The sequence below is a fragment of the Pseudonocardia asaccharolytica DSM 44247 = NBRC 16224 genome (assembly GCF_000423625.1).
In the GTDB taxonomy this organism is placed as follows: domain Bacteria; phylum Actinomycetota; class Actinomycetes; order Mycobacteriales; family Pseudonocardiaceae; genus Pseudonocardia; species Pseudonocardia asaccharolytica.
Window position 1 is genome coordinate 1 of record NZ_AUII01000011.1, and the last position, 23199, is coordinate 23199.

General features: G+C 71.2%; 20 protein-coding genes and 1 pseudogene. 6 read left to right on the plus strand and 15 right to left on the minus strand.

What is annotated here, in order from left to right:
- Window positions 1-2698 (plus strand): NAD-glutamate dehydrogenase domain-containing protein (locus G567_RS0113605; RefSeq protein ID WP_028930429.1); only part of this gene is annotated, 2698 nt, incomplete at its 5' end.
- A gap of 22 nt (window positions 2699-2720) precedes the next feature.
- On the opposite strand, the gene G567_RS0113610 is transcribed toward G567_RS0113605, so the two are convergent.
- From G567_RS0113610 to G567_RS0113625, 4 genes are all read right to left on the minus strand, one after another.
- Window positions 2721-3959, minus strand: coding sequence for an ISAs1 family transposase (locus G567_RS0113610; RefSeq protein WP_211223920.1), 1239 nt, complete (start codon window positions 3957-3959; stop codon window positions 2721-2723).
- Between the two features lie 195 nt (window positions 3960-4154).
- Complete coding sequence (locus G567_RS0113615) at window positions 4155-4880, minus strand: hypothetical protein (protein ID WP_147201343.1); 726 nt, start codon at window positions 4878-4880, stop codon at window positions 4155-4157.
- A 70-nt stretch (window positions 4881-4950) separates the two neighbouring features.
- Window positions 4951-6186: a cupin domain-containing protein gene (locus G567_RS0113620; protein WP_028930432.1), complete on the minus strand. Its 1236-nt coding sequence runs from the start codon at window positions 6184-6186 to the stop codon at window positions 4951-4953.
- A gap of 54 nt (window positions 6187-6240) precedes the next feature.
- Window positions 6241-6540, minus strand: a complete 300-nt coding sequence (locus G567_RS0113625) for a hypothetical protein (RefSeq protein ID WP_028930433.1) — start codon at window positions 6538-6540, stop codon at window positions 6241-6243.
- A gap of 310 nt (window positions 6541-6850) precedes the next feature.
- Here G567_RS0113625 and G567_RS0113630 point away from each other — a divergent pair, with 310 nt between their 5' ends.
- Window positions 6851-7639, plus strand: coding sequence for a hypothetical protein (locus G567_RS0113630; protein WP_147201344.1), 789 nt, complete (start codon window positions 6851-6853; stop codon window positions 7637-7639).
- A 78-nt stretch (window positions 7640-7717) separates the two neighbouring features.
- On the opposite strand, the gene G567_RS0113635 is transcribed toward G567_RS0113630, so the two are convergent.
- From G567_RS0113635 to G567_RS0113670, 8 genes and pseudogenes are all read right to left on the minus strand, one after another.
- Window positions 7718-8269 carry a thioredoxin family protein gene (locus G567_RS0113635; protein WP_028930435.1) on the minus strand — a complete coding sequence of 184 codons (552 nt, stop codon included), beginning with the start codon at window positions 8267-8269 and terminating at the stop codon, window positions 7718-7720.
- 9 nt (window positions 8270-8278) lie between these two features.
- The gene (gene nrfD, locus G567_RS0113640; RefSeq protein ID WP_028930436.1) at window positions 8279-9268 is read right to left on the minus strand and encodes an NrfD/PsrC family molybdoenzyme membrane anchor subunit; all 990 of its coding nucleotides are present in this window, start codon (window positions 9266-9268) and stop codon (window positions 8279-8281) included.
- A complete protein-coding gene (locus tag G567_RS0113645) occupies window positions 9265-10119 on the minus strand; it encodes a 4Fe-4S dicluster domain-containing protein (RefSeq protein WP_084796145.1) in 855 nt (284 codons plus the stop codon). Before G567_RS0113645 ends, nrfD begins: the two co-directional genes overlap by 4 nt.
- A gap of 35 nt (window positions 10120-10154) precedes the next feature.
- Window positions 10155-13487, minus strand: coding sequence for a formate dehydrogenase (fdh, locus tag G567_RS0113650; RefSeq protein WP_161631704.1), 3333 nt, complete (start codon window positions 13485-13487; stop codon window positions 10155-10157).
- A gap of 118 nt (window positions 13488-13605) precedes the next feature.
- Entirely contained in the window at window positions 13606-13806 is a 201-nt protein-coding gene (locus G567_RS28695) for a PCC domain-containing protein (protein WP_051232987.1), read from the minus strand.
- A gap of 10 nt (window positions 13807-13816) precedes the next feature.
- Complete coding sequence (locus G567_RS36215) at window positions 13817-14569, minus strand: (Fe-S)-binding protein (RefSeq protein WP_028930440.1); 753 nt, start codon at window positions 14567-14569, stop codon at window positions 13817-13819.
- A gap of 65 nt (window positions 14570-14634) precedes the next feature.
- A pseudogene (locus G567_RS36220) lies at window positions 14635-14895 on the minus strand (FAD-binding oxidoreductase); the annotation flags it as partial.
- Window positions 14896-15224: 329 nt separating this feature from the next.
- Window positions 15225-15977, minus strand: a complete 753-nt coding sequence (locus tag G567_RS0113670; RefSeq protein ID WP_028930441.1) for a TetR/AcrR family transcriptional regulator — start codon at window positions 15975-15977, stop codon at window positions 15225-15227.
- Window positions 15978-16287: 310 nt separating this feature from the next.
- Here G567_RS0113670 and G567_RS0113675 point away from each other — a divergent pair, with 310 nt between their 5' ends.
- The 4 genes from G567_RS0113675 (at window position 16288) to G567_RS0113690 (ending at window position 20780) form a co-directional block, all read left to right on the plus strand.
- A complete protein-coding gene (locus tag G567_RS0113675) occupies window positions 16288-17382 on the plus strand; it encodes an alpha/beta fold hydrolase (protein WP_028930442.1) in 1095 nt (364 codons plus the stop codon).
- A 64-nt stretch (window positions 17383-17446) separates the two neighbouring features.
- Window positions 17447-18064 (plus strand): hypothetical protein, encoded by a 618-nt coding sequence (locus G567_RS35510; RefSeq protein WP_211223921.1) that lies wholly within the window; start codon window positions 17447-17449, stop codon window positions 18062-18064.
- Window positions 18061-19794 (plus strand): GMC oxidoreductase, encoded by a 1734-nt coding sequence (locus G567_RS0113685; protein WP_028930443.1) that lies wholly within the window; start codon window positions 18061-18063, stop codon window positions 19792-19794. The genes G567_RS35510 and G567_RS0113685 overlap by 4 nt, the downstream gene beginning before the upstream one ends.
- On the plus strand, window positions 19791-20780 hold the full coding sequence (locus tag G567_RS0113690) for a hypothetical protein (protein ID WP_028930444.1): 990 nt from the start codon (window positions 19791-19793) through the stop codon (window positions 20778-20780). Before G567_RS0113685 ends, G567_RS0113690 begins: the two co-directional genes overlap by 4 nt.
- A gap of 12 nt (window positions 20781-20792) precedes the next feature.
- On the opposite strand, the gene G567_RS0113695 is transcribed toward G567_RS0113690, so the two are convergent.
- The 3 genes from G567_RS0113695 to frdD all read right to left on the minus strand — a co-directional run bounded on the left by G567_RS0113695 (window position 20793) and on the right by frdD (window position 23197).
- The gene (locus G567_RS0113695; RefSeq protein ID WP_037057200.1) at window positions 20793-21611 is read right to left on the minus strand and encodes an alpha/beta hydrolase; all 819 of its coding nucleotides are present in this window, start codon (window positions 21609-21611) and stop codon (window positions 20793-20795) included.
- A gap of 81 nt (window positions 21612-21692) precedes the next feature.
- Window positions 21693-22853 (minus strand): acyltransferase family protein, encoded by a 1161-nt coding sequence (locus G567_RS0113700; protein WP_051232991.1) that lies wholly within the window; start codon window positions 22851-22853, stop codon window positions 21693-21695.
- The gene (gene frdD, locus G567_RS0113705) at window positions 22853-23197 is read right to left on the minus strand and encodes a fumarate reductase subunit FrdD (protein WP_211223922.1); all 345 of its coding nucleotides are present in this window, start codon (window positions 23195-23197) and stop codon (window positions 22853-22855) included. Before frdD ends, G567_RS0113700 begins: the two co-directional genes overlap by 1 nt.
- Between the last annotated feature and the right edge of the window lie 2 nt (window positions 23198-23199).

Genomic DNA, 23199 nt, shown 5'->3' on the forward strand with positions numbered 1-23199 from the left:
CCGGTGCTGGTTGTACGACTTCGGGTTGCGGTTGGACGAGGCGACCCGCCGCGGGCTGGCCGGGCGGGAGGCGGCCGGGGTGGCGGCCGGGTTCTGCGCGGCGTTTCGGGCGGCCTGGGCGGGGGCGGCGGAGTCGGATCGGTTCAGCGCGCTGGTGCTGCGGGCCGGGCTGGACTGGCGGGAGGCGGCGCTGCTGCGCGCCTACGGGCGCTACGCCCGCCAGCTGGGGAGCCGGTTCGGGCTGGGGTATGTGGCCGAGGTGCTGGCCGCGCACCCGGGGATCGCCCGCGGGCTGGTCGGGTTGTTCCGGGCCCGGTGCGACCCCGCGGTCGCGGACCGTGCCGCGGTCGTGGACGCCGCGCTCGCCGAGGTCGGGGCGCTGATCGACGCCGTCGTCGGGCTCGACGCCGACCGCATCCTGCGGGGGTACCTCGCCCTGATCACCGCGACACTACGCACCAATTGGTTCCGCGGGCGCGAGTTCTTCTCGTTCAAGATCAACCCGGCTGCGGTGCCGGACATGCCCGCGCCCCGGCCGCGGTTCGAGATCTTCGTCTACGCGCCGCGGGTGGAGGGGGTGCACCTGCGGTTCGGGCCGATCGCGCGGGGCGGGCTGCGCTGGTCGGACCGGCCGGCCGACTACCGCACCGAGATCCTGGGGCTGGTCAAGGCGCAGGCGGTGAAGAACGCGGTGATCGTGCCGGTGGGCGCCAAGGGCGGGTTCGTGGTGCGCGCGCCCGCGCCGGGGCCCGAGGAGGTCAAGGCCGGCTACCGCAGCTTCATCGCGGGCCTGCTGGAGGTCACCGACAACCTGGTGGACGGCACGACCGTGCCGCCGCCGGACGTGGTGCGCCACGACGGCGACGACCCCTACCTGGTCGTCGCGGCCGACAAGGGCACCGCCCGGTTCTCCGATCTGGCCAACGCGGTGGCCGCGTCCTACCGGTTCTGGCTGGGCGACGCGTTCGCCTCCGGCGGCTCGGTCGGCTACGACCACAAGGCCATGGGGATCACCGCCCGCGGCGCCTGGGAGAGCGTGCGGCGGCACTTCGCCGAGCTCGGCGTCGACACCCAGAGCCAGGAGTTCACCGTCGTCGGCATCGGGGACATGTCCGGTGACGTGTTCGGCAACGGCATGCTGCGCTCGCGGCACATCCGGCTGCTCGCCGCGTTCGACCACCGCCACGTGTTCCTCGACCCGGACCCGGACCCGGCGACGAGCTACGCCGAGCGGGCCCGGCTGTTCGGGCTGCCGGGCTCGTCGTGGGACGACTACGACCGGGCGCTGATCAGTGCCGGCGGTGGGGTGTGGCCGCGCACGGTCAAAACGGTGCCGCTGGCCCCGGCGGCGCGGGCGGTGTTGGGGCTGGACCCGGACGTGGAGGCGCTCAGCCCGCCGGAGCTGATCGCCGCGATCCTGGCCGCCCCGGTGGATCTGCTGTGGAACGGGGGGATCGGCACCTACGTCAAGGCCGGTACCGAGACCCACGCCGCGGTCGGGGACAAGGCCAACGACGCCGTCCGCGCCGACGCCCGCGACCTGCGGGTCAAGGTCGTCGCCGAGGGCGGCAACCTCGGTTTCACCCCGCGCGGGCGGATCGAGTTCGCCCGCCGCGGCGGGAAGATCAACACCGATGCGATCGACAACTCCGCCGGGGTGGACTGCTCCGACCACGAGGTCAACCTCAAGGTCCTGCTCGACCGCCTCGTCGCGACCGGCCAGCTCGACCGCGCGGCCCGGGACCGGCTGCTGGCCGCGATGACCGAGGAGGTGGCCGGGCTGGTGCTGGCGCACAACCGGGCCCAGAACGCGGTGTTGGGGGTGGCCCGGGCGCACACGCCGGCGATGGTGGGGGTGCACGCCCGGCTGGTCGGCGAGCTCGTCGCCCGGCGCGGGCTCGACCGCGAGCTGGAGGCGCTGCCCGACCCGGCCGGGTTCGCCGCGCTGGCAGCCGCCGGCCACGGCCTGACCGGCCCGGAGCTGGCCACCCTGCTCGCGCATGTCAAGCTCGACCTCACCGCCCGGATCCTCGAGACCGAGCTGCCCGACGCGGCGGCGTTCGCCCCCCGGCTGGCCGAGTACTTCCCGCGCCCGGTGCGCGACCGGTTCGGTGCCGCGCTGGCCGGCCATCCGTTGCGCCGCGAGATCCTGACCACCCTGCTGGTCAACGAGATGGTCGACGGCGGCGGGCTCAGCTACGCGTTCCGGCTGGGCGAGGAGCTGGCCACCGACGCCGCCGACGCGGCGCGCGCCTACGCCGTGACCACCGCGGTGTTCGAGCTACCCGGGCTGTGGGCGACGGCCCGGTCCGCCGACATCCCCACCGCGCTGGCGGACCGGATCGTGCTGGAGTCGCGCCGGCTGCTCGACCGGGCCTCCCGCTGGTTTCTCACCAACCGCCCCCAACCACTCGCCGTCAACGCCGAGATCACGCGCTTCGCGACGGCCGTCGCCGAGTTGCGCAAACAGCTGCCCGAACTGCTCCGAGGCCGGGAGCGCGATGCCGTTGAGGCGCATGCCGAGGAGCTCGCCGCCGACGGCGCTCCTCCGGAGCTGGCCCGGCAGGCGGCGCAGCTGGTGTACAGCTACGGGCTGCTCGACGTCATCGACGTGGCCGAGGTGGCAGCCCGCAAGGGCACCCGGCTGCCCGTCGAGGACGTCGCCGCGCTGTACTACGCACTCTCCGAACGGCGCTGACCGCAGGGTCCCGGCAAAGTCGTCACGTGATCTTGTAGGTGATCAGTGGGCGGAGGGGGTTGCGGGCGTGGTGGCGGAGCGCGGCGGCGATGTTGGTGGCGCCGGATAGCCGCAGCGCGGTGATCGCGAGGTTCCGCAGCGTGGACATGACGTGTGGAGCGTGACCGGTGCGGGCGGTGGCGCGGTCCTCGTCGAAGGACACATCGCGGACCCAGTGCAGGCGGTTCTCGATGGACCAGTGGCCTCGGATCCAGCGCGCGAGCAGGCTCGGGTCGGCATCGGTGCCGGTCAGGCTGGTGATCGCATAGACCGTCTCGGTCTTCCACGTGGCGCCGGGGTGTAGCGGTCGGCGGCGGCGCACCAGCTTGATCGCCTGGGCGGCGTGCGGGAAGAACTCTGCGCCCAGATCGGGGCAGGGGTGCAGGCTGACCACGCTGATCGTGCGGGTCTCGACGCGGCCGTGCCCACGGGCGCGTTCGCGGGCGGCAACCCCGATCTGCGCCCAGGGCAGCGCGCGCAGCCGCGACAGCAGTGTGGGCTGGTTCGCCTTGATCGTCATCAGGTAGTGCCCGCCGCGTTGGTGCAGGTAGTCCGCGTGGCCGCGCTGAGCGTGCAGAGCGTCCGCGGTGACCAACACGCCGTGCAGGTCAAGCTGGTCGAGCACGGTGGTGAACGCGGTGATCTCGCTGCCGTGGGGCTCGACCTGGACCTGGCCGAGCACGACACCGCTGGCCTGGTCGAGCACCGACACCAGATGCGGCAGACAGCCGCCGCCGTCGGCGGCGCGGACGCGGGCGCCGCGCGGGGTCTTGCCGTCCACGGCCAGCACGCGCCGCTGTGCCCGGCGAGGTGTGCCCGCCGGGACAGACTGGGCCTCGAGCTGGGCCAGCACCCAGGGCTGCAACGCCGCTTCCAGCGCCGAGGCGTCGACCCGCTGCAGGACGCGGCGGATCGTCGACTCGTGCGGCGCCACCACGCCCACCCCGAGCACCTCCAGTACCGCGGCGCCGGCGTCGTGGGCGTACTCGGCGATCGCGGCGAACGAGCGGGCCCCGGTCAACACCGCGCACGCCCCCAGCAGCAGCACGGCGAGTACACCGTGGCGGACCCCGCGCGGCTTCCGCGGGTCCGGCACCTGCGCCAACGCGTCTACCAGCGACAACACCGCCACGTCGGTGACCGGTGCGACGCTCACCGCATCGTGTTCGACCTCCAGGTGTTCCAGGACAGCAACGATCGGGGACACTGACAGTGCGGGCACGGGCTTCCTGACGTGATCAAGGACTTAGACACCCTCATGATCACGTCAGAACCGTGCCCGTCTTCGTCCCTACATCCGCGTGTCGCCGCAGCTCAGCGCCCGATCACCGCGACTTTGCCGGGGCCCTGGCCCCTCCCGCGAAAGCATGTGCCCGGCTCGTACGAGCTCACCGGCCACCATGAGTAGCCCATTTCCTCATGTCGGTCCCAGCGCTCCCGTCTCCTTGAGTCGGAAGGCGTAGTCGGCGAGCGCGTCGAGCGTCACCATGACGTAGTCAGGACCGAACTCGTCATTCATCAAGACGACCGCGGTCGTTGGCCGCGTGAAGGGGCTTCGGGTGAACGGATCCGTTCCGGTGCTGGGGCTGGTACTCGTCCCCGTGCCGACGAATGTCGACCACGTCACGGCGGTCAGAGTTCCTGCTGCGACGGCATCGTCTGCTGCGACGGCTTCGGCTGCTGCGACATCCGTGCCGATGTCCCTCGTCAGTCCCGCCCGGATCGCGCCGACATCCATCAGAAAATGCAGCAGATCTTCGTCGAAGCCGTACAGCTCCTTGTCCTGGCCAGCGCATTTCAGCAACGCTTGGACGACGTTCTTCGAGCTCCGGTCGACAACCGCCTGTGAAAAGGCTTGCACAAACTCTTCGCCGGTCGGTACTTTGCCGCGGCGCTCGTACGCGTATTCGTGAAACCAGACAAGTAGCTTACGGTCCGATACGATGGCGTACAGCAGTTGATTACAGATCTCGGCCCGGTCGGGTGGCAGCCGCTCTCCATGAACATATTCGCAGAGCACCTGTGTCGGATTGGTGATGAACTGCTCGCGCAGCAGGAAATCGGTCGACATCGCCCGAAAAAGCGCGTCAACTCGTCGCACGGTCGTCGCCCGCCGTAAGAGTGTCTCTTGTTGTGTCGCCACGTCAGCCCTCCCCCAAGTACGACTCGTTCATCCCGTACCGCCGTCAACCGGGCGGATTCAGTTAGAATGCCTATTCTGTCGGCCGGAGCACCTCCAACAGCCCTTCGTGAACCAGCCGCTGTACGAGAACCAACCTCCCGTCCTCGTCGAGCGTCGGTGGCAGTTGGGCAGCGCAGGAGGGAGCACCGCTGCAGAGCGCCGCGACCTGCGCACCGACGACGCGGGGCAGGACCAACGTCTTGGACGCGAAGCTCACGGTCATCCGCTCTCCCATCTCTTGGATCACGGGGTCGAGTCCCCGGACGAGCTGGACGACCGTCTCCGCCGCGACCGGACGTGACCGAACAGCCTGGGAAAGCGCGCCATGATGGTCACCCCGCCGGAGCGCTCGCACCTCCTGGAGCCTGCGATCTGCCACCCGCCGAGCATGGCTCGTGTCGGCGAGCCGAGCTGAGAGAGCGAGCAATGATCTCTCGAGTCGGTCGTGGAACTCATCCACGAAGACGAGGCTCGGCGCGACCGAACGCCTGAAGTCAACGTCCTTCTGGGCGAGGGCCGAGACGATGTCGTGTAACAGATCCGACCACGTGTAGGGATGTACTCCGATCGTCAGATGCAACGACATCTCACTTGTCGTCAATCCTTCGTGCAACAGACCACGCGGCAGGTACAGAACGTCGCCGCGTTTGAGGTGTAGCCGGGTCGGCGGGGCGGCGGGCGCGTCGTATGTATCCCGCTGATGGGTCGCGTTGGCAAGCAGAATGATGGCGTCGTAGATGTTCCAGTGCTTCTCGCCCGCGACCTGGAGCAGAAACACATCGTGGGAATCGAAATGGAGAGGGAACCCTTGGGCATGTGGTGGAGTGAGATAGGCGTTGGCGTGTACCGGGACGCCGAAGAACCGCGACACGTCGTTGCATAGTCGCGCGACGGAGGCATGTGCTTCCTGGATGTTGTTGAGGATGATCGATGCGCCATGGCGATAGTGGGCGAGTACCCGTTCGACGTCGACCTGAGCGAATGATGAGTTGCGATTGCTCAAAAACTGGTCAGGCGGAAGCAGCTCGCCGTCCTTACCCAACCGGACCGAGTCCCACCGGCGCTGCCCCGCTGCGTAGGTTCCCGTGAGAAGCTCGTCGATATCATCGATGGAGATCAAGTCGTCGAGGTTTCTGTGGCGCTCGCCCTTCTGCTCGCGGACCACGTGGAGGTGCCGGCTCTCCCATATCGAATCGATGAAGTCCTCGATGGCGCAAGGAGCTATCAAGCGATCAAGCGCCTCCGTGTACTCACGATTGAACGACATGTCGCTCTCTCGCGAATCAGTGCGGAAGCTTCTTCTTCAATTCGTGCTCAGCTCCTATATGTTGATCTTTCGGAACGGGTTGTAGTCGCAGTTTGCACCCTTGTCACCATTGAACAGGGATTCTTCGACGGGCAACGTGGTGTCGTTGATCGTCTTGCTCATCGCGACCATCGCCTGTCGCATCATCCTGAGCGACTCGACGGGGACGGCGACCTCGTCCGAGTCTGCCGCGTCCTTGGTCCGTTCCATGAGCGAGTCGGCGTGACTCATGGCGTCTCGGAAGAAATTGCTATTCGTCCTCAGGTAGTCGCCGATGTCAGCGTCCCTGAGTGAGTACCTCTCGCCCTCGGACATCTGGACCCCCGCAGCCGAAGGGAAACGACGGGGGAGAAATATAGCTGACGGCCGGACAGTCTGACAAGGAACGAACGTTTCCGGGTACGCCTCCGACTTCGGGATCTTCGATCTCTCCGTGAGGGACGGCGAATCTCTTGATCACAACCGTTCGCCGGGTCGAGCCGTGGGCATGCGCCCCAGGGGTCGCCGAAACAGATGAACTGCGCGGAACGGACCCGGCTCCGCCGGCGGCCGCTGGTCGTTCCCTGGTTCGCCCGTGAGCAGCAGTATCAGTCCACGAGTACGACGGGCTGACGGGGAGGTAGGGATGCCAACGGGAGAGCAGGGCATGGCGAGCGGACGGCTGAGTCGCGAGCAGGTCCTCGACGAGCTGGGGTTCCTCGCCACCGTAGAGCACGCGCTCGTCGTCGAGTACCTGTCGGTGTGCTGTGCGCTCGGTCACGACCTGGAGGCCGAGGAAGGGGGAGCAACGACCAGGCAGGGGCGCGCTGCGGCCGCCGCGGCCTCCGTGCTCGCCCAGGGCGAGATGTTCCACCTGAAAGGAGTCAACCGTGGACTCGTCGACGCCGGACGGTCCGCGCAGCCGGGGCGGGCTGGGAGTATCGCCAGCAACTCGGTCGCCGAGATCACCCTCGGCCCGCCCGGTCCGGCGCAGCTCGAACGAATCATCGAATGTGGTGAAGGGATCGCCTCGGCCGCCGACGAGCGGTACGCGCGGTTGCGGACAGCGGTCACGTCCCACCCGGTGTTCGAGGGGGAACTCCTCGACGAGCTGCGGGCCGTCATCGTCGATGACGGCCCCACGCACGCTGCGGCGTTCGCGGCCCTGCGGGATTCCCTGCGCGATCTCGCGCCGGCCGATTTCCTGCGCGCGACCCGCCGCGAAGCGTCCGACGCGTTCGAGCGGCGCCTCCTGCACGTCAGTGATCGTTACTACGGCTTGGTCCTGGCCGCCCTGCAGGAGCGCTTCGGGCAGCAGGACTTCGTCACCGCAGGGAGTTTTCGGAGCTTCGCCGTCTCCGCCATGGAGGGCCTGGACGAGATCAACCGAGCCCTGGTGCAGCGGGGCCTGCTGCCCCCGTTCACGATCGCCTGAACGCCTCGGCGGAGCCCACGCCGTGAACGGGGACCGGAGCGGGCCGAGGAGCTGTCCCGAGGCTGGGTCCCGCGCGCGTCAGCGCCACTTGATGCCGCAGCCGATCGACGGCTTCTGGTCGGGGTCGACCGGGCGGCCGGCGAGCACGGCGTCGACCGCGGCGCGGACATCCGCGGCGGTGACCGGAAGGTCGTTGCCGCGTCGCGCGTCGTCGAGCTGACCGCGGTAGACGAGCCGGCGCTCGCCGTCGAACACGAACGTGTCGGGGGTGCACGCCGCCGAGTAGGCCCGGGCGACGTCCTGGGTCTCGTCGTAGAGGTAGGGGAACGTCCAGCCGTGCCGGGCCGCCTCGGCGACCATCTGCTCCGGGCCGTCCTGCGGATAGGTCGCGACGTCGTTGCTGGAGATCGCGACCATCCCGACACCCTGGGCGGCGAGGTCGCGCCCGAGCGCGGCGAGCCCGGCCGCGACGTGCTGCACGTACGGGCAGTGGTTGCACAGGAAGGTCACCACCAGCGCAGGCGCATCCCGGACGTCGTCGAGAGACACGGTTGCGCCGCTGGCGGGGTCGGGCAGGGCGAACGGCGGGGCGGGCGTGCCCAGCGCGAGCATGGTCGACTCGATGGCCATGCGCGAAGCTTAGGTCGTGGTGACCCCACGCGTCGGCGACGGCTGGGGGCCGGGCTCCGTCCCGGCCGGGCGGGCGGCGTCCAACCGGCGGCGCTGCGGGACGATGGTGTCGCGCGGATCGGCGGCGGAGGCCATCCCGGCGTGGAAGACCCCGAACCGCAGGGCGAGGGAACCGGCGAGCAGCGCGAGCCCGGACACCGCGGCGACGCGGCGCTGTCCCCGCCCGGTCAGGGCCCCGACCATCCCGGCGGCGCTCAGCGCGCGGGCCGCTGCCATCCAGCGTCCGGCCCGGCCGGTCGAGTACTTCGCGCCGATCTCCCCGAGCCTGCGTTCCAGCACGGCGCTCGCCGCCAGCTCCACCGCCGCTCCACCTGCCCCGAGCCGCGCGGCCGGGGCGTTCTCACCCGCCCCGGCGCCGAGCAGCCCGAGCCCGCCCGCCGCCGATACCGCGCTCGCGGCGAAGACCACCGGCAGCTCCCGGTACGCGTCGTGCCAGGCGGGCACCGCGGTGTCGCTGAGCAGCACGGCGGTGTAGGTGGTCATCGGCCCGCCGAGGGCGGCCGCACCCACGCCCGCTACCCGCCCGAGCGCCGGGGCGACTCCGGTCAGCTCCGCGGCCGCGGCCGCGGTCGTGAGCCCGGAGAACGGGGCGAGGATCCACGAGCCCACCGACAGCGGCGAGGTGATCTTCAACATGCGCAGCATGTTGAGGAACCGAGCCGGCCGCCCGAGGTCGTGGACCAGCAGCCCGGCACCGGCGAGCGCCCCGCCCGCCGCGCCGAGCCGCGCGGTGCGGGCGAGCCCGGGCCGTCCCGTGGCCGCGGCCAGCTCGGCCAGCACGGCCGAGGCGCCCGCCAGGCCGCCGGCGAACAGGTAGACCGGGACGTCCGGATTCTTCCAGGTGGGCCGCTTCAGGATCGGCCTGCCGTAGTAGGACCGGAAGTCCGGCGCCCGGCGCGCCTCGGCCGGCGGCACGGCCGGCTGCTCCCGCGGGCTCATCGCCGGCATCCCAGGAACGCGGCCGCCACCGCGGCCACCGTGCCCGCGGCCGCCACCGCGGCCCGCCTCCACATCGCCGGCAGGTCCCGGGTGGTCACCACCGGATCCGGGGGCAGCCCGTAGACCTCCGGCTCGTCGAGCAGCAGGAAGAACGCGCCGTCGCCGCCGACGCCGTCGGCCGGATCGTGCCCGTAGAGCCGGGCCTGCTCCGCGCCGGCCTCGTGCAGGGCGTCCACCCGCTCCGCCGCGCGGTCGCGCAGCTCGTCCAGCGGCCCGTACTGGATGGAGTCCGTCGGGCAGGCCTTCGCACACGCGGGTTCGAGTCCGGCGCCGAGCCGGTCGTAGCACAGCGTGCACTTCCAGGCCCGCCCGTCGCCGGGCCGGAGGTCGATCACCCCGTACGGGCAGGCCGGGACGCAGTAGCCACAGCCGTTGCAGATGTCCTCCTGCACCACCACGGTGCCGAACTCCGTCCGGAACAGCGATCCGGTGGGACAGACATCCAGGCAGGCCGCGTGCGTACAGTGCTTGCAGACGTCCGATGCCATCAGCCACCGCAGCTCGCGGTCGTCCTGAAGCGCCCCCTGGGGCACCGACGGCATCCCCAGGTCGACGGCATCCCGGTTCGGCGTCGCCTGCTCGACGAACGCGACGTGCCGCCACGTCGAGGCGCCCAGCCCCACGGAGTTGTCGTAGGACATCCCCGTCAGGTCCAGGCCGCCCTCCGGGATCGCGTTCCATTCCTTGCACGCGACCTCGCAGGCCTTGCAGCCGATGCACACCGAGGTGTCGGTGAAAAAGCCCATCCGTGGCGGATGCTCGGCGTACCCGGCCTCGGCGGCCGGGTCCATGAGCGGGGCCGACAGCCGCTCGTCGAGGGTGAAGCTCACGACGGTCCTCCTCGCCTCGTGACGGCCTCGGTGCCGGTCTCGGCGGTGATGCCGGCGCGGCGCTGGTACTCCTGCACCAGCGCGAGGCGGGCGCGGCCGCGCGGGCGCCTGCCCGGCCGGATATCGCAGGTATCGGCCTTGGTCGGCTGGATGTGCACGTTCGGGTCGAGCACGATCGGCAGCAGCTCGTTGGCCGAGTCGCCGGTCGAGAGCCCGTTGTCGCCCCAGTGGTAGGGCAGGCCGATCTGATGGATCGTGTGCCCGCCGACCGTGACCGGCCGCATCCGTTCGGTCACCAGCACCCTGGCCTCGATCGCCGCCCGCGGGCTGACCAGCGTCGCCCACCCCCCGTGCTCCAGCCCGCGCTCTGCGGCCAGCGCGGGGGAGACCTCGCAGAAGAACTCCGGCTGCAGCTCCGACAGGTAGGGCAGCCAGCGACTCATCCCGCCCGCCGTGTGGTGCTCGGTGAGCCGGTAGGTCGTGAACACATGCGGGTACACCTCCGAGCCCGGCGTCTCGCCGCTCGGCGCGTACCGGTTGAGCCGGTGCGGGAAGACCCGCCGCGCCGGGTTCGCCTGCTGCCCGTACAGCAGGTTCGCCACCGGCGACTCCGCGGGCTCGTAGTGCGCGGGCATGGGCCCGTCGGCGAGCCCGGTCGGCACGTACAGCCAGCCGCGTCCGTCGGCCTGCATGATGAACGGCTCGCTGCCGCCGATCGCGTCCTCGCGCTCCGCGTCGGTCGGGGGTCGATAGTCCGGCGGCTTGGTGGCCTGGAAGTCGGGCACGTCGTGGCCGACCCATTTCCGTTGCTCGGCGTCCCACCAGAGGTAGGCCTTGCGTTCGCTCCACGGCGCGCCGTCCGGATCGGCGGAGGCACGGTTGTAGAGGATGCGCCGGTTCAATGGCCACGCCCAGCCCCATTCGGGCGCGACCCACGACTGCTCGCGCCCCGGCTTGCGCCGGGCGGTCTGGTTGACGCCCTCGGCATAGGAGCCGCAGTAGATCCAGCAGCCGCAGCGGGTGGATCCGTCGGTCCTGAGCTGGGTGTAGGACGACAGCGGCCTGCCCTCGCCGTCCCATCCGCTGATCTCGGCGAGCACGGCCTCGGCGTCCGGCTCGGCGAACTCGCCGATCGTCGGGTAGTCCCAGGTCAGATCCAGGATCGGGCGGTCCCGCTCGGCTTGCTCGGGGGTGGGTGTCTCACGAGACACAGCGCCGGCCAGCTTCTCCCGGATGATCCGTCCCAGGTGGTAGTAGAACCACAGCTCGCTGCGCTGGTCGCCCCGCGGCTCGACGGCCTTGTGGTGCCACTGCAGCATCCGCTGGGTGTTGGTGAAGCTGCCGTCCTTCTCGACGTGCGCGGCCGCCGGGAGGAAGAACACCTCGGTGGCGATGTCCTCGGTGGTGAGCTCGCCGGAGTCGATCTCCGGGCCGTCCTTCCAGAACGTCGCGCTCTCGATCATGTTGAAGTCGCGGACCACGAGCCACGTGAGGTTCGCGAGCCCGAACCGGTTCATCCGCGAGTTGGAGGTGCCCACGGCCGGGTTCTCCCCCACCAGGAAGTAGCCCTCGCAGCTGCCCTCGACCTGCTTGACGACCGTGTCGTAGTTGGAGTGGCTGCTGGTCAACCGGGGCAGATAGCCGAAGCAGTACTCGTTGTCTGCGGTGGCGACGTCGCCCCACCATGCCTTGAGCAGGCTCACGGCGTAGGCGTCCATGTTGCCCCAGTAGCCCTTGCTCCCCGCGTCGGCCGAGACGTACCCGTCCAGGTCGAGGTGCTCGTGGGCGTGCGGCATCGGCAGATAGCCGGGAAGGATGTTGAACAGGGTGGGGATGTCGGTGGAGCCCTGGATCGACGCGTGTCCGCGCAGCGCGAGGATCCCCCCACCGGGCCGCCCGATGTTGCCCAGCAGCAGCTGCAAGATCGCCGCGGTGCGGATGTACTGCACGCCGACGGTGTGATGGGTCCAGCCGACCCCGTAGGCGAAGGCGGTAGTGCGCTCGCGCCCGGAGTTGGCGGTCAGCGCGTCGGCCACCCGTTCGAACTCCCGCTCCGTGATGCCGCAGACGTCGGCCACCAGCTGCGGGGTGTAGCGGGCGAAGTGGCGCCTGAGCACCTGGAAGACGCAGCGCGGATGCTGCAGCGTCTCGTCCCGCTCCGGGTGGCCGTGGAACCGGCCGCCCGCGGCACCCGCCGTCTCCATCGACGACGCCTTCTCGGTGCGCCTGCCCGCGGCGGACCGTTCCCCGGCCTCCTCGTCCCGGTGCATGAGCGCCCACTGGTCGCGCTGTCCGGCGGCGGCGGCGACATCGGCCCCCTCGTACTGCCACGTGGAGGGGTCGTAGTGGCGCGTCTGCTCCGCGAAGCCGGAGAACAGCCCGTCCAGGTCCTCGGTGTCGCGGAAGTCCTCCCGCACGATCATCGGTGCGTTCGTGTACGCCATGACGTACTCCCGGAACCACAGGTCGCGGGAGAGCACATGGTTGATCAGCCCGCCGAGGAAGGCGATATCGGTGCCTGCCCGCAGCGGAACGTGGATATCGGCCAGCGCGCTGGTCCGGGTGAACCGCGGGTCCACGTGGATGATCGTGGCGCCGCGGGCCTTGGCCTCCATCACCCACTGGAACCCGACGGGGTGGCATTCGGCCATGTTCGAGCCCTGGATGATGATGCAGTCGGAGTTCTGCAGATCCTGCTGGAACGTGGTCGCGCCGCCGCGGCCGAAGCTGGTCCCCAGACCGGGGACGGTCGAGGAGTGTCAAATACGCGCCTGGTTCTCGATCTCCACAGCGCCGAGGGCGGTGTAGAGCTTCTTCATCAGGTAGTTCTCTTCGTTGTCCAGCGTCGCTCCGCCCAGGCTCGCGAAGCCGAGGGTGCGGCGCAGCACCCGCCCGTTCTCGTCGGTGTCCTCCCAGGTCCGCCGCCGGGTTTCGATGACCCGGTCGGCGATCATGTCCATGGCGGTGTCGAGGTCGAGGTCCTCCCACTCGGTGCCGTGCGGGCGCCGGTAGCGGACCGCCGTCTGCCGGTCGGACGCGGTGACGAGCTGGTGGCTGGCGGCGCCCTTCGGGCACAGCCGCCCCCGCGAGACCGGTGAATCCGGGTCGCCTTCGATCTGGACGACGCGCTCGCCCGAGACGTAGACCTGCTGGCCGCACCCCACCGCGCAGTAGGGGCAGACCGATCTGACCATCCGGTCGGCGTCCTCGGTCCGCGCCCGCAGCATGCGGCTGCGGTCCGACTTCGCCGCCGCTCCGCGCCCCAGCGGGTCCCGCCCGGCGATCTGCCGCACCGCGGGCCACCCTTCGATCCACGCCCGGACACCCATCCGGAGCCTCCTTCGACGACGGGTACCTGCCGTGCCATTCCCCCGAACCCGCGCTCCTATGCATCGGTCGGGGGCCGATCAGGCCGCAGCCATGCCCGGACTCACGATTCCAGCGCGATCAGCGCGAGGCCGGTCTCGGGTCGACACGCTTGCGCAGATGGGCGGGCGACTCGGTGACGATCACCTCGAGCGTGGGCCAGACCACCGCCCGCTTCACATGCCCGCCGGTGGTGGAGCCGTCGCGCCGGCCCAGCACCGCGTGCGCGGGCAGCGCGGGCGCTCCGTGCTGTTCGGCGATGTCGCCCAGCAGCGACAGCACCTCGACCTCCTCAGCGTCGAGCTCCCTCCGTCGAATGCCCCGCCGAGCAGAGCGCCTCGGCCAGATGCAGCGCGCGGCGTCCGGTACCGCCCTGTTCGATCTGGACACGGCAGCTGAACCCGTCGGCCAGCACGAGGGTGTCCGGATCGGCGGCCCGCACCGCGGGGAGCAGGGCCTGTTCGGTGCAGGCCATCGACACGTCGTAGTGCCCGGCCTCGAAGCCGAAGTTGCCGGCCAGCCCGCAGCAGCCCGCGTCGAGCCGCCGCGCGTCGATGCCCGCCCGCCGCATCGCCTCCAGATCGGCGTCGAACCCCAGCACGGCGTGCTGGTGGCAGTGCGCCTGCACGATCGCCGCCCGATCCAGTCGTTGCGGCTGCCACGGTCGCGGCGCGTGGTGGAGCAGGGCCTCCGCCAGCGTCACGAAACGCTCGCGCAGCCGGGTGACGTCCTCGTCCTCGGGCAGCAGCTCCGCGGCATCCGAGCGGAACACGGCCGTGCAAGACGGCTCCAGGCCGACCACGAGCGTGCCGGCCTCGATCCACCGGCGCAGCGCGACGACGGTGGACCGCAGCCTCTTCTTCGCGACGCCGAGCTGACCGGTGGAGATCCAGGTGAGCCCGCAGCACAGCAGCTCGGAGGGCACCGCCACGGCGAACCCGGCCCGCTCGAGCACCTCGACCGCGGCGCGGGCGATCCGCGGATCGAAGTGGTTGGTGAACGTATCGGGCCAGAGCAGGACCGCGTCCGGTTCGCCCGGCCGCACCGCAGGCCGGAGTAGGTGAGCACCTCGAGGCGGCGCACATTGTCGACGGTCTTCCCGTACGCCTGCGCGGTCGCTCCGCAGGAGTTGTTCCCGATCATGCCACCGAGGGTGCAGTGGTCGTGGGTGGCCGGTTTGAGGCCGAACGTCAGGCCGTGCGACTTGAGCTTCGCGTTGAGGTCGTCCAGGACGATCCCCGGCTCGACGACACAGGTGCGCGCGTGCGGATCGACCGAGACGAGACGGTTGCAGTACTTGGTCCAGTCGATCACCACGGCCGCGTTCGTGCACTGGCCACCCAGGCTGGTGCCGCCGCCGCGGGACAGCACCGGTGCGCCGTGCCCCCCGGCAGACCGCCACCGCCTCCGTCCCGGCCTCCACCGTGCGCGGCACCACGACCGCGATCGGCACCTGCCGATAGTTCGATCCGTCCGTCGAATATGCGCCGCGCGAGCCCGCGTCGAAGCGCACCTCGCCGTCCACCGTGGCCCGAAGGTCCGCCTCGAGTCCGGACAGGTCGATTCTGCTGGGCATCCTCACCTCCGCGGGCGATCCGGTGCGTTCGGATCCGGATACCCCGGGGGACCGGTATGCATGTGTCGGCGAGCGAGGAGCGCGCGGCGGAGGCGTCGACGCCGGTGGTGGCGAGCGCAGCGGCTCAGCCTGCCGCCGCCACCGCGCGAGGATCGAAGCCGATCGTGAGCATGGTCGCCGTGACGTGCGCGTCGAACACGGTGTCGAGATCGGTCTCCAGCCATTCGAAATGGCCGAACAGCTCCAGGGTGAGATGGCCCTGCAGCATCGTCCAGGCCCCGATCAGGGTGGCCAGCACGCGCGGATCGTGCGGGACGTCCGCCTCCTCCCACCCGGCGGTGAGGCCGGGGTCCAGCCGCGGCCGGTACTGGATCAGGGCGCGGTCGAGATCGACCGCGCCGGCCGCGACGGCGGCGGCGATCAGGTGCAGCGCGATATCGGTGAACCGGCGCGCCGCGGGCCGGGTCACCTCCGCGGGCGCCCGGTAGCCGGGCAGCGGGGTTCCGTAGATGAGGGCGAAGGCTCCGGGGTTGTCCAGCGCCCAGCGGCGGGTGCCGTTCTCGAAGGCTCGCCACCGGGCCACGTGGTCGTCCGGGGCCTCGGCGTCCACGGCGGCGCGCGCCGCGTCCCCCAGCGAGTGGTACGCGTCGACGCACAGTGCCGTGATCAGGTCGTCGAGCCCAGAGAAGTACCGGTAGAGCGCGCTCGGCGTCATGTGCATCGCGCGGGCCACGGCTCGCACCGACAGCCCGGCGGGCCCCTCGCGGGCGATCTGCGCCCGCGCCGCCTCCTTGATCTCGTCGATCGTGGCGAGCCGGAACCGCTCGCGCCGCGACGGTGGGCGGCCGTCCTCGTGGGCGGGTTCGGCGGCCTGCATCCCCAGATCATGTCTCCTGCTGTGAACAGTGTCAACTCAACGATACATTCGTTCTTGACTGAGAACAGGAGCGGCGGCTATCGTTCTGCGTCGAGAACAGTTGTTCTCGACGCAGGGGAGCGTCGGAGTGCTGACCCGCCGGCTAGGGGGACCGGCGGGTCAGCGCCGGCGGCGTGCCCAGGGGAGGGGCCGGGTGGGGCGACCGATGTGGGCGCCCCACCCATCGCCAGGTCGAGCGCACCCGCGCCGCACGCACGGTCGTCCGCGCCACGAGATCGCGCCGACGCGGTGCCGGAAAGCGGGGAGAGACATGACACGCGAGATCGCGTTGTACACGCTCGAGGGTGTTCCGGACGCGCTGATCACGACGCATCCGTTCAGCACCGACGACGGCCTGGGCCTGAGCATGCTGCGGTTCGCCCGCGACCCCGGCGGTGACGTTGTCCTGATCATCCACGGGCTCACGACGTCCAGCGACATGTTCATCATGCCCGAGCACGAGAACCTGGTCCGGTACCTGCTCGACAACGGCTTCTCCGATGTCTGGACGCTGGATTTCCGGATGAGCAACCGGTTCCCCTACAACCGCGGGATGCACCGGTTCTCGATGGACGACATCGCGCTGTTCGACATCCCGGCGGCGCTGCGGACACTGCGGGCGGTGGTGGGCGAGCGGCGGGTGCACGTCATCGCGCACTGCCTGGGATCGGTGTCGTTCATGATGAGCCTCTTCGGCGGGGCGGTCGAGGGCATCACCAGCGTCATCGCGAACAGCGTCGCGCTCACCCCGCGCGTGCCGCTGTGGTCGCAGGTGAAGCTCACCGTGGCGCCGGACATCGTCGAGTACGTCCTCGGCTTCCCCTACCTCGACCCGCGGTGGCAGCAGGAGCCGCGGTTCTCCCGCGGCCGGCTGTTCTCCCGGTTCGTCGACCTGTTCCACCGGGAGTGCGACGAGCCGGCCTGCCACATGTTGAGCCTGATGTGGGGGACCGGTTGGCCCGCGCTCTACAGCCACGACAAGCTGCATCCGGTCACTCACGCCCGCAGCGGTGACCTCTACGGGGCCACCGGCCTGCACTACTACCGGCACGTCCTCGCGATGGTCCGGGCCGGCCGCGCGGTCAAGTTCGACCGGTGGGACGCGCGCCACGACGCGCTGCCCGACGACTACCTCGCCGGCGCCGCCGAGATCACCACGCCGGTCCTGCTCACCACCGGCGACACGAACCGGGTGTTCACCGATTCCAACATCGTGTGCTACGAGCGGCTCGAGGCGGTCGCGCCGGGACGTCACGAGCTGGCGGTCTTCCCGGGCTACGGTCACCAGGACGTGTTCATGGGCAAGGACGTGCACCGGGACGTGTTCCCGCGGATGCTCGAGTTCCTCAAGCGGCAGGGGTCGTGAGGTGAGTGGATCGGTGCCTCCGGCGGAGACGGCTTCCGGCGCCGGCCTGAGCTTCCGGGAGCGGATGGCAGGCCCGTTCGCCATGGGAGTCACCGATCCGCACGAGGGCGCGCGGGTGGGCAGGCGCACCGCATGGCGGCTGACCCTGCACGCAACGGTGACGATCGACGACGTCGCCGCGTTCGTCGCCGCGCCGCAGCACCCCGGCAGGCTCGCGGGAGAGATCGAGCTCCCCGGGATCGCCCGGCGGCTGCCGTTCCGCGACGGCCTGTTCCAGCTCTTCGCCCCGTCCGGGGAACCGGACCTGACCCTGTTCCGCTACGAGGCGCCGTTCGTGCTGCACAGCCGTCCGCACTACCTGGCCGGGCGCAAGAACGTCCGCGACGACCCCGGGCTCGACCTCTGGCCGGACACCACCAGCCTCGAGGTCCGCCTGCACAACGGCCCGGACGCGAGCGGCGAGATCGTGGGCGCGGGAATCCTCCGGCTCGGGGTCACCGACCTCGCCCGGCTGCTGCGGTCGATGCGGGTCCTGCACCCGCCGTCGCCCGTGCAGGGCGCGGCGGCGCTGGCCGGGTTCGCCGGCCTGTTCGCGCGCAACCTGTTCGACAGTTACGCGCTGCGGCCCCGGGCCCGGGCGGACCGGGCCCGCCGACCGCGGGACACGGGAGGGACCGGGTGAGGAGCGCCCAGCCGGCACGGCCGGCCGAGCACGCCGACACGGTCGTCGTCGGATCCGGTTTCGGCGGGTCGGTCGCCGCACACCGGCTCGCCGCGGCGGGCCGCGAGGTCGTCGTCCTCGAGCGGGGCCGCGCCTACCCGCCCGGGACGTTTCCCCGCACCCCGCGGGAGGTCAGCCGCGCGTTCTGGGACCCGAGCGAGGGCTTGCACGGGATGTTCGACGTGTGGACGTTCCGCGGCTTCGACTCGCTGGTGTCCAGCGGGCTCGGCGGCGGCTCCCTGATCTACGCGAACGTGTTGCTGCGCAAGGACGAGCGCTGGTTCGTGCACGAGGACCCGCTGCCTCGCGGCGGGTACGAGGACTGGCCCGTCACCCGAGCGGAGCTGGATCCGCATTACGACGCCGTCGAGCGGATGCTCGGCGCCACCCCGTACCCGGTGGCGCATCCGGCCTTCGCCGGCACGCCGAAGACCGAGGCGATGCGGAGGGCCGCGGCCGACCTGGGGCTGGACTGGCAGCTCCCGCCGCTCGCCGTCACCTTCGCGCCCCGGCCGGGCGCGGAACCAGGGCTCGGGCTGCCGATCGCCGAACCGGCGTTCGGCAACATCCACGGGCTGCCCCGCCGCACGTGCCGGCTCTGCGGCGAATGCGATATCGGCTGCAACGACGGCGCCAAGAACAGCCTCGACCACACCTACCTTTCCGCCGCGCAGGCCGACGGCGCCGACATCCGGACGCGCTGCGAGGTACGCACGATCCGGCGGCGCGACGGTGGCGGCTACGAGGTCGGCTACGTCGTGCACGACCCGGCCATCGAGGGCCGCCGCACCGCCACCCGCGAGCTGCCCGAACACACGATCACCTGCGACCGGCTGGTGCTGGCCGCCGGCACGTACGGCACCACCTACCTGCTGCTGCGCAACCGCGAGACGCTGCCGGGTCTGAACCTGCGCGCCCTGGGCACCCGGTTCTGCGGCAATGGGGACCTGCTCACGTTCCTGCTGCCGCCCGACGACGACCGGACGGGGACCGTGTTCGACGCGAGCCGCGGCCCGGTCATCACCAGCGCGATCCGGGTCGGCGACGCGCGCGACGGTGGCGACGCGACCGGCCGCGGCGGCTACATCGAAGACGGCGGCTACCCCGGCTTCGCCGCCTGGCTCGTCGATTCGACCGATATGACCGGCAGGCTCTTCCGGACCGGCGAGTTCCTCGCGCGCTGGCTGCTGGGCTGGCTGCTGGGATGGGCGGACACCAGCCTGAGCCGGGAGGTCGCGCGGCTCATCGGCAACGGAACACTCGCCGCGGGGGCGCTGCCGCTGCTCGGCATGGGCCGCGACGTCCCCGACGGGGTGATGGGCCTGCGGGGCAACAGGCTGGACGTCAACTGGACGACCGCGACGAGCGCCGAGTACTTCGCCCGGACCCGGGAGGTCATGCATGGCATCGCGGAGACGCTCGGCAGTCGGTACGTCGACAACCCGATGTGGTTCTTCCGCCGGGTGGTGACGGTCCACCCGCTCGGCGGTGCGCCGATGAGCCACCGGTCCGGCGACGGGGTGTGCGACGGGTACGGCAGGGTGTGGAACCTGCCAGGGCTCTCCATCGCCGACGGTGCCGTCCTGCCCGGCCCGGTCGGGGCCAACCCCTCGCTCACCATCGCGGCACTGGCCGATCGGATGTGCACCCGGATGCTCGAGGATCGCGATGGGGCGGGTGAGCCCGGATGACCCGGATCGCCGTCGCGATCGTGCACGGCATCGAGATCGCCGACCCTGCCTTCGCGGCGACGCCGACGCGGCTGCTGCGCGAGGGCTTCGCCCGCGAGCTCGGCGTGGGGGTGGCCGACACCGAGGACATGCTGGTCGTCGAGCCCGTGCACTGGGCGCCGCACCTGGAAGAGCGCCAGCGCGAGCTGTTCGCGAGGATCTACCCCGGGCAGACCGGGCCGTCCTTCGTCGACGAGCTGAGCAGGCTCATCAAGATGATCAACGCGGGTTCGGTGGCGGCGCTGGTTCCGTTCGCCGCCTCGCTCCTCAACCCGATCCGCTGCGGCCTGCGCGCGCTGCGCTACCCGGCGGCGCGCTGGATGGTGCTCCACTTCGTGGGCGACGCCATCGCCTACGACCGGACCGCGGGCGCGGCCAACTACACCGCCATTCACGAGACCTTCGCCCGCGGCCTCGCGGCGCTGGCCCGCCGCGCGGGCGAGGGCGCCCCGCTGTGCGTCATCGCTCATTCCTTCGGCACCGTGCTGGCCAGCGACTACGTCTATGACCAGCAGCAGTCCGCCCAGGGCAGGGCGCTCGTCGCACCGGCCGTGGCGGCCGCCGCGGGTCCCGCCCCGCTCGCCCGCGGGGAGACGCTCGGGTGGTTCTACACGATGGGTAGCCCGCTGGCGCTGTGGAGTCTGCGCTATCCGGCCGCCGAGCTCGACCGGCCCATCGGCTTCCCCGGAGGGGCGCTGGCCGACCGGTACCCGGCGTTGCCGGGCGAGTGGGTCAACTTCTACGACGCGGACGACGTCCTCGCCTACCCGCTGACCGGCCTCAGCCCGGAGTACGGGCGTGTCGTCGAGGACCGGGCCGTCTCGCTGCACGGATGGAACCCGATCTTCGCCACGCCCCTGGCCCACCCGTACTACTGGACGGACCGGTCGGTCATGCGGCGGATCGCACGCTCGCTCGCGGCCGGGTGGCGGCTGCTGGGTGAGTGACCCGGCGGACCTTCAACCCACCCGGTCGGCCAGGTCGATGACGGCGCCGATGAGGCGGGGACCGTCCAGCAGCGCCCGGTCGTTGTGATCGGCGCCGGCCACCTCGACGAGGCGGACGGGCCCGCCCGCGGCCGCGGCCACCGCGCGGCTCTGCGCGGGCAGGACGATCCGGTCCGCCGACCCGTACACGACGGTCGTCGGCACGGGTATGGCGCGCAGCCGGTCGGCGAGCAGGTAGTGCTCGCGCAGCAGGACGTTCACCGGCAGGAACGGATAGTGCGCGCGGGCGACCGCCGCGAGGTCGGTGAAGGGGGAGCGCAGCACCAGCCCGGCGGGCGGATGTTCGGTGGCGAGCTCGGTGACCACGGCCGCGCCGAGGCTCTCCCCGTAGTACACGATCCGCTCGGGCGCCACCCCGGCATCCTGGACCAGGAACCGGTGCGCGGCGCGCGCGTCGAGCGCCAGCCCCGCCTCGGTCGGGGAGCCGGGGTTGCCGCCGTAGCCGCGGTAGTCGAACAGCAGCACCGAGAGTCCGGCTTGCGCGAGCGCGGCGGCGAGCGGGGCGCGCATCGACCTGTCGCCGGCGTTCCCGTTGGCGACCAGCACGGTCAGGTCGCGACCAGGGTGGCCCGCCGGCACGAACCACGCCCCGAGATCGAGCCCGTCGGCGGTCGGAACGGTGACGTCCCGGGCGCCCGGGAGCACCTGGACGGCCCGCGGCACCGGCGAACCGGTCTGCGGGAAGTAGATCAGCTGCCGTTGCCCGGCCCAGAACGCGGTGAGGCCCAGCGCGATGACCACGATGACCGCACCCGCCGTGCCGAGAAGCATGCGCCTCCACCGTCCGCCGATCAGCCCGCGCCCGGCCACGTCGTCCCTCCACGCCCGAACGTAGCGCAGACAAGGGCTCGGTCAGCCGTTGCCCGTGGTCAGCGGCCGTCGAACCGAGCCGGTCTCCGCGCGGGCGAAGAGCGCGACCAGACCGGCGAGCACGACGGCCGGCACCGCCAGCCACAGCGGCCGCTGGGCCCACCAGGCGGCGGTCGGCTCGGGGTGGATCGGGAGCCCGGCCGCCTGGACGACGACGAGCGTCACCAGCATCGCCGTCATCTGCCACAGGAACACCGTCATGGCCACCGCGTTGACCGCGACCACCGCCCGCCACACCCTTCGCCGTCGAATCCAGGCCGACAGCAGCGGGCGCAGCAGCGCGACCACACCGAGCTGGAACACCGCCAGCGCCGCGATACCCGCCGTGGTGGGGTACATGTGGCTGAGCCCGGCGCCCTCGGTGGCGACCATCGAGGCCGGGTAGACCTCGAGCGCGGCCACGACGACCAGGCCGGCGAGGCCGGCCACGGCCGGCGCGCAGCGCCGGTGCGGGGACTCGAGCATCCCGTCGCGCCACAGGTAGCCGAGCTGGTGCACGAACACCCACACCAGGACGGTGTTGACCACGCCGAAGGCTTCCAGGCCGGCGCCGAACCGCGCCATGTCGACGGCGACCACGACCGCGCCGAGCAGCGCCACGACCGGCCCGGCCGCCCGTCGATGGGCCGCGGCGGTCAACGGCACGAGCAGCACCACCCACAGGTAGGCGGCCAGGAACCACAGCGGCGTGACGAGGATCAGGCCGTAGGACAACACGCCCGGGTAGCCCGGCACCGCGATCGCGGCCACGGCCTCGATCACCGCCCAGACCGCAAGGAACACCGCGGCCGGGCGCAGCAGCCGGGCCAGCCGCCTGCGCAGGAACGGCCCTGCGCGATGCTCGGCCCGATCCCAGGCGACGAGGTTGGCGAAGCCGCCGATCAGGAAGAACACCGGCATGACCTGCAGCAGCCAGGTGGCCGGCCAGGCCAGCGGAATGTCGGCGATCGGGTTCGCCATGACGTACTGACCGTCGTGGCGGCGGATGACCGACAGGGCCCAGTGCCAGCCGACGACCACGCCGATGCACAACGCCCGCAACAGGTCGACGGTGAGGTCCCGGGAGGCGGGGGTCTCCGCGACGCGACGGTCCAGCGCCCGGCGCGCCGCGCGGACCGGAGTCGGGCGGGTCATCAGGCTCATCAGAACAGCACGATCGCGGCCCAGACGGAGCCGGCGAGCGCCCCGCCGTAACACAGCAGGTTGATCGGCACGCTCAGGCGCTTGAGCCGCAGGCCGTCGTAGAGGGTGTAGCGGAACCGGTGCGCCCAGTGCAGCAGCGCCAGCATGCACAACCCGAGCAGCACGACCTTGGTGAGCGGATGGCCCAGCACGGCCGCCAGGTGGGCATGCTCGGGAACCAGCAGACCCAGCGGGAACAGGACACCGGACAGCAGCAGCAGCACCGGGACGAGCAGCGCGGACACCACGCCGCCCGCGCTGAACAGCAACCAGGCCATCGCCTCCGAGGACGATCGTTTTGCCATCG

Bases quoted from the DNA above. Each gene is read 5' to 3' on its own strand.
- nrfD (WP_028930436.1), bottom strand. From the start codon at position 9,268: ATGAGCCCGCGGGAGCAGCCGGCCGTGCCGCCGGCCGAGGCGCGCCGG.
- G567_RS0113625 (WP_028930433.1), bottom strand. From the start codon at position 6,540: ATGTCCGAGGGCGAGAGGTACTCACTCAGGGACGCTGACATCGGCGAC.
- G567_RS0113670 (WP_028930441.1), bottom strand. From the start codon at position 15,977: ATGCAGGCCGCCGAACCCGCCCACGAGGACGGCCGCCCACCGTCGCGG.
- G567_RS0113620 (WP_028930432.1), bottom strand. From the start codon at position 6,186: ATGTCGTTCAATCGTGAGTACACGGAGGCGCTTGATCGCTTGATAGCT.
- G567_RS0113630 (WP_147201344.1), top strand. From the start codon at position 6,851: ATGCCAACGGGAGAGCAGGGCATGGCGAGCGGACGGCTGAGTCGCGAG.
- G567_RS0113690 (WP_028930444.1), top strand. From the start codon at position 19,791: ATGACCCGGATCGCCGTCGCGATCGTGCACGGCATCGAGATCGCCGAC.
- G567_RS0113700 (WP_051232991.1), bottom strand. From the start codon at position 22,853: ATGAGCCTGATGACCCGCCCGACTCCGGTCCGCGCGGCGCGCCGGGCG.
- G567_RS0113645 (WP_084796145.1), bottom strand. From the start codon at position 10,119: ATGGACCCGGCCGCCGAGGCCGGGTACGCCGAGCATCCGCCACGGATG.
- frdD (WP_211223922.1), bottom strand. From the start codon at position 23,197: ATGGCAAAACGATCGTCCTCGGAGGCGATGGCCTGGTTGCTGTTCAGC.
- G567_RS0113675 (WP_028930442.1), top strand. From the start codon at position 16,288: ATGACACGCGAGATCGCGTTGTACACGCTCGAGGGTGTTCCGGACGCG.
- G567_RS0113695 (WP_037057200.1), bottom strand. From the start codon at position 21,611: ATGCTTCTCGGCACGGCGGGTGCGGTCATCGTGGTCATCGCGCTGGGC.
- G567_RS0113635 (WP_028930435.1), bottom strand. From the start codon at position 8,269: ATGGCCATCGAGTCGACCATGCTCGCGCTGGGCACGCCCGCCCCGCCG.
- G567_RS35510 (WP_211223921.1), top strand. From the start codon at position 17,447: ATGGCAGGCCCGTTCGCCATGGGAGTCACCGATCCGCACGAGGGCGCG.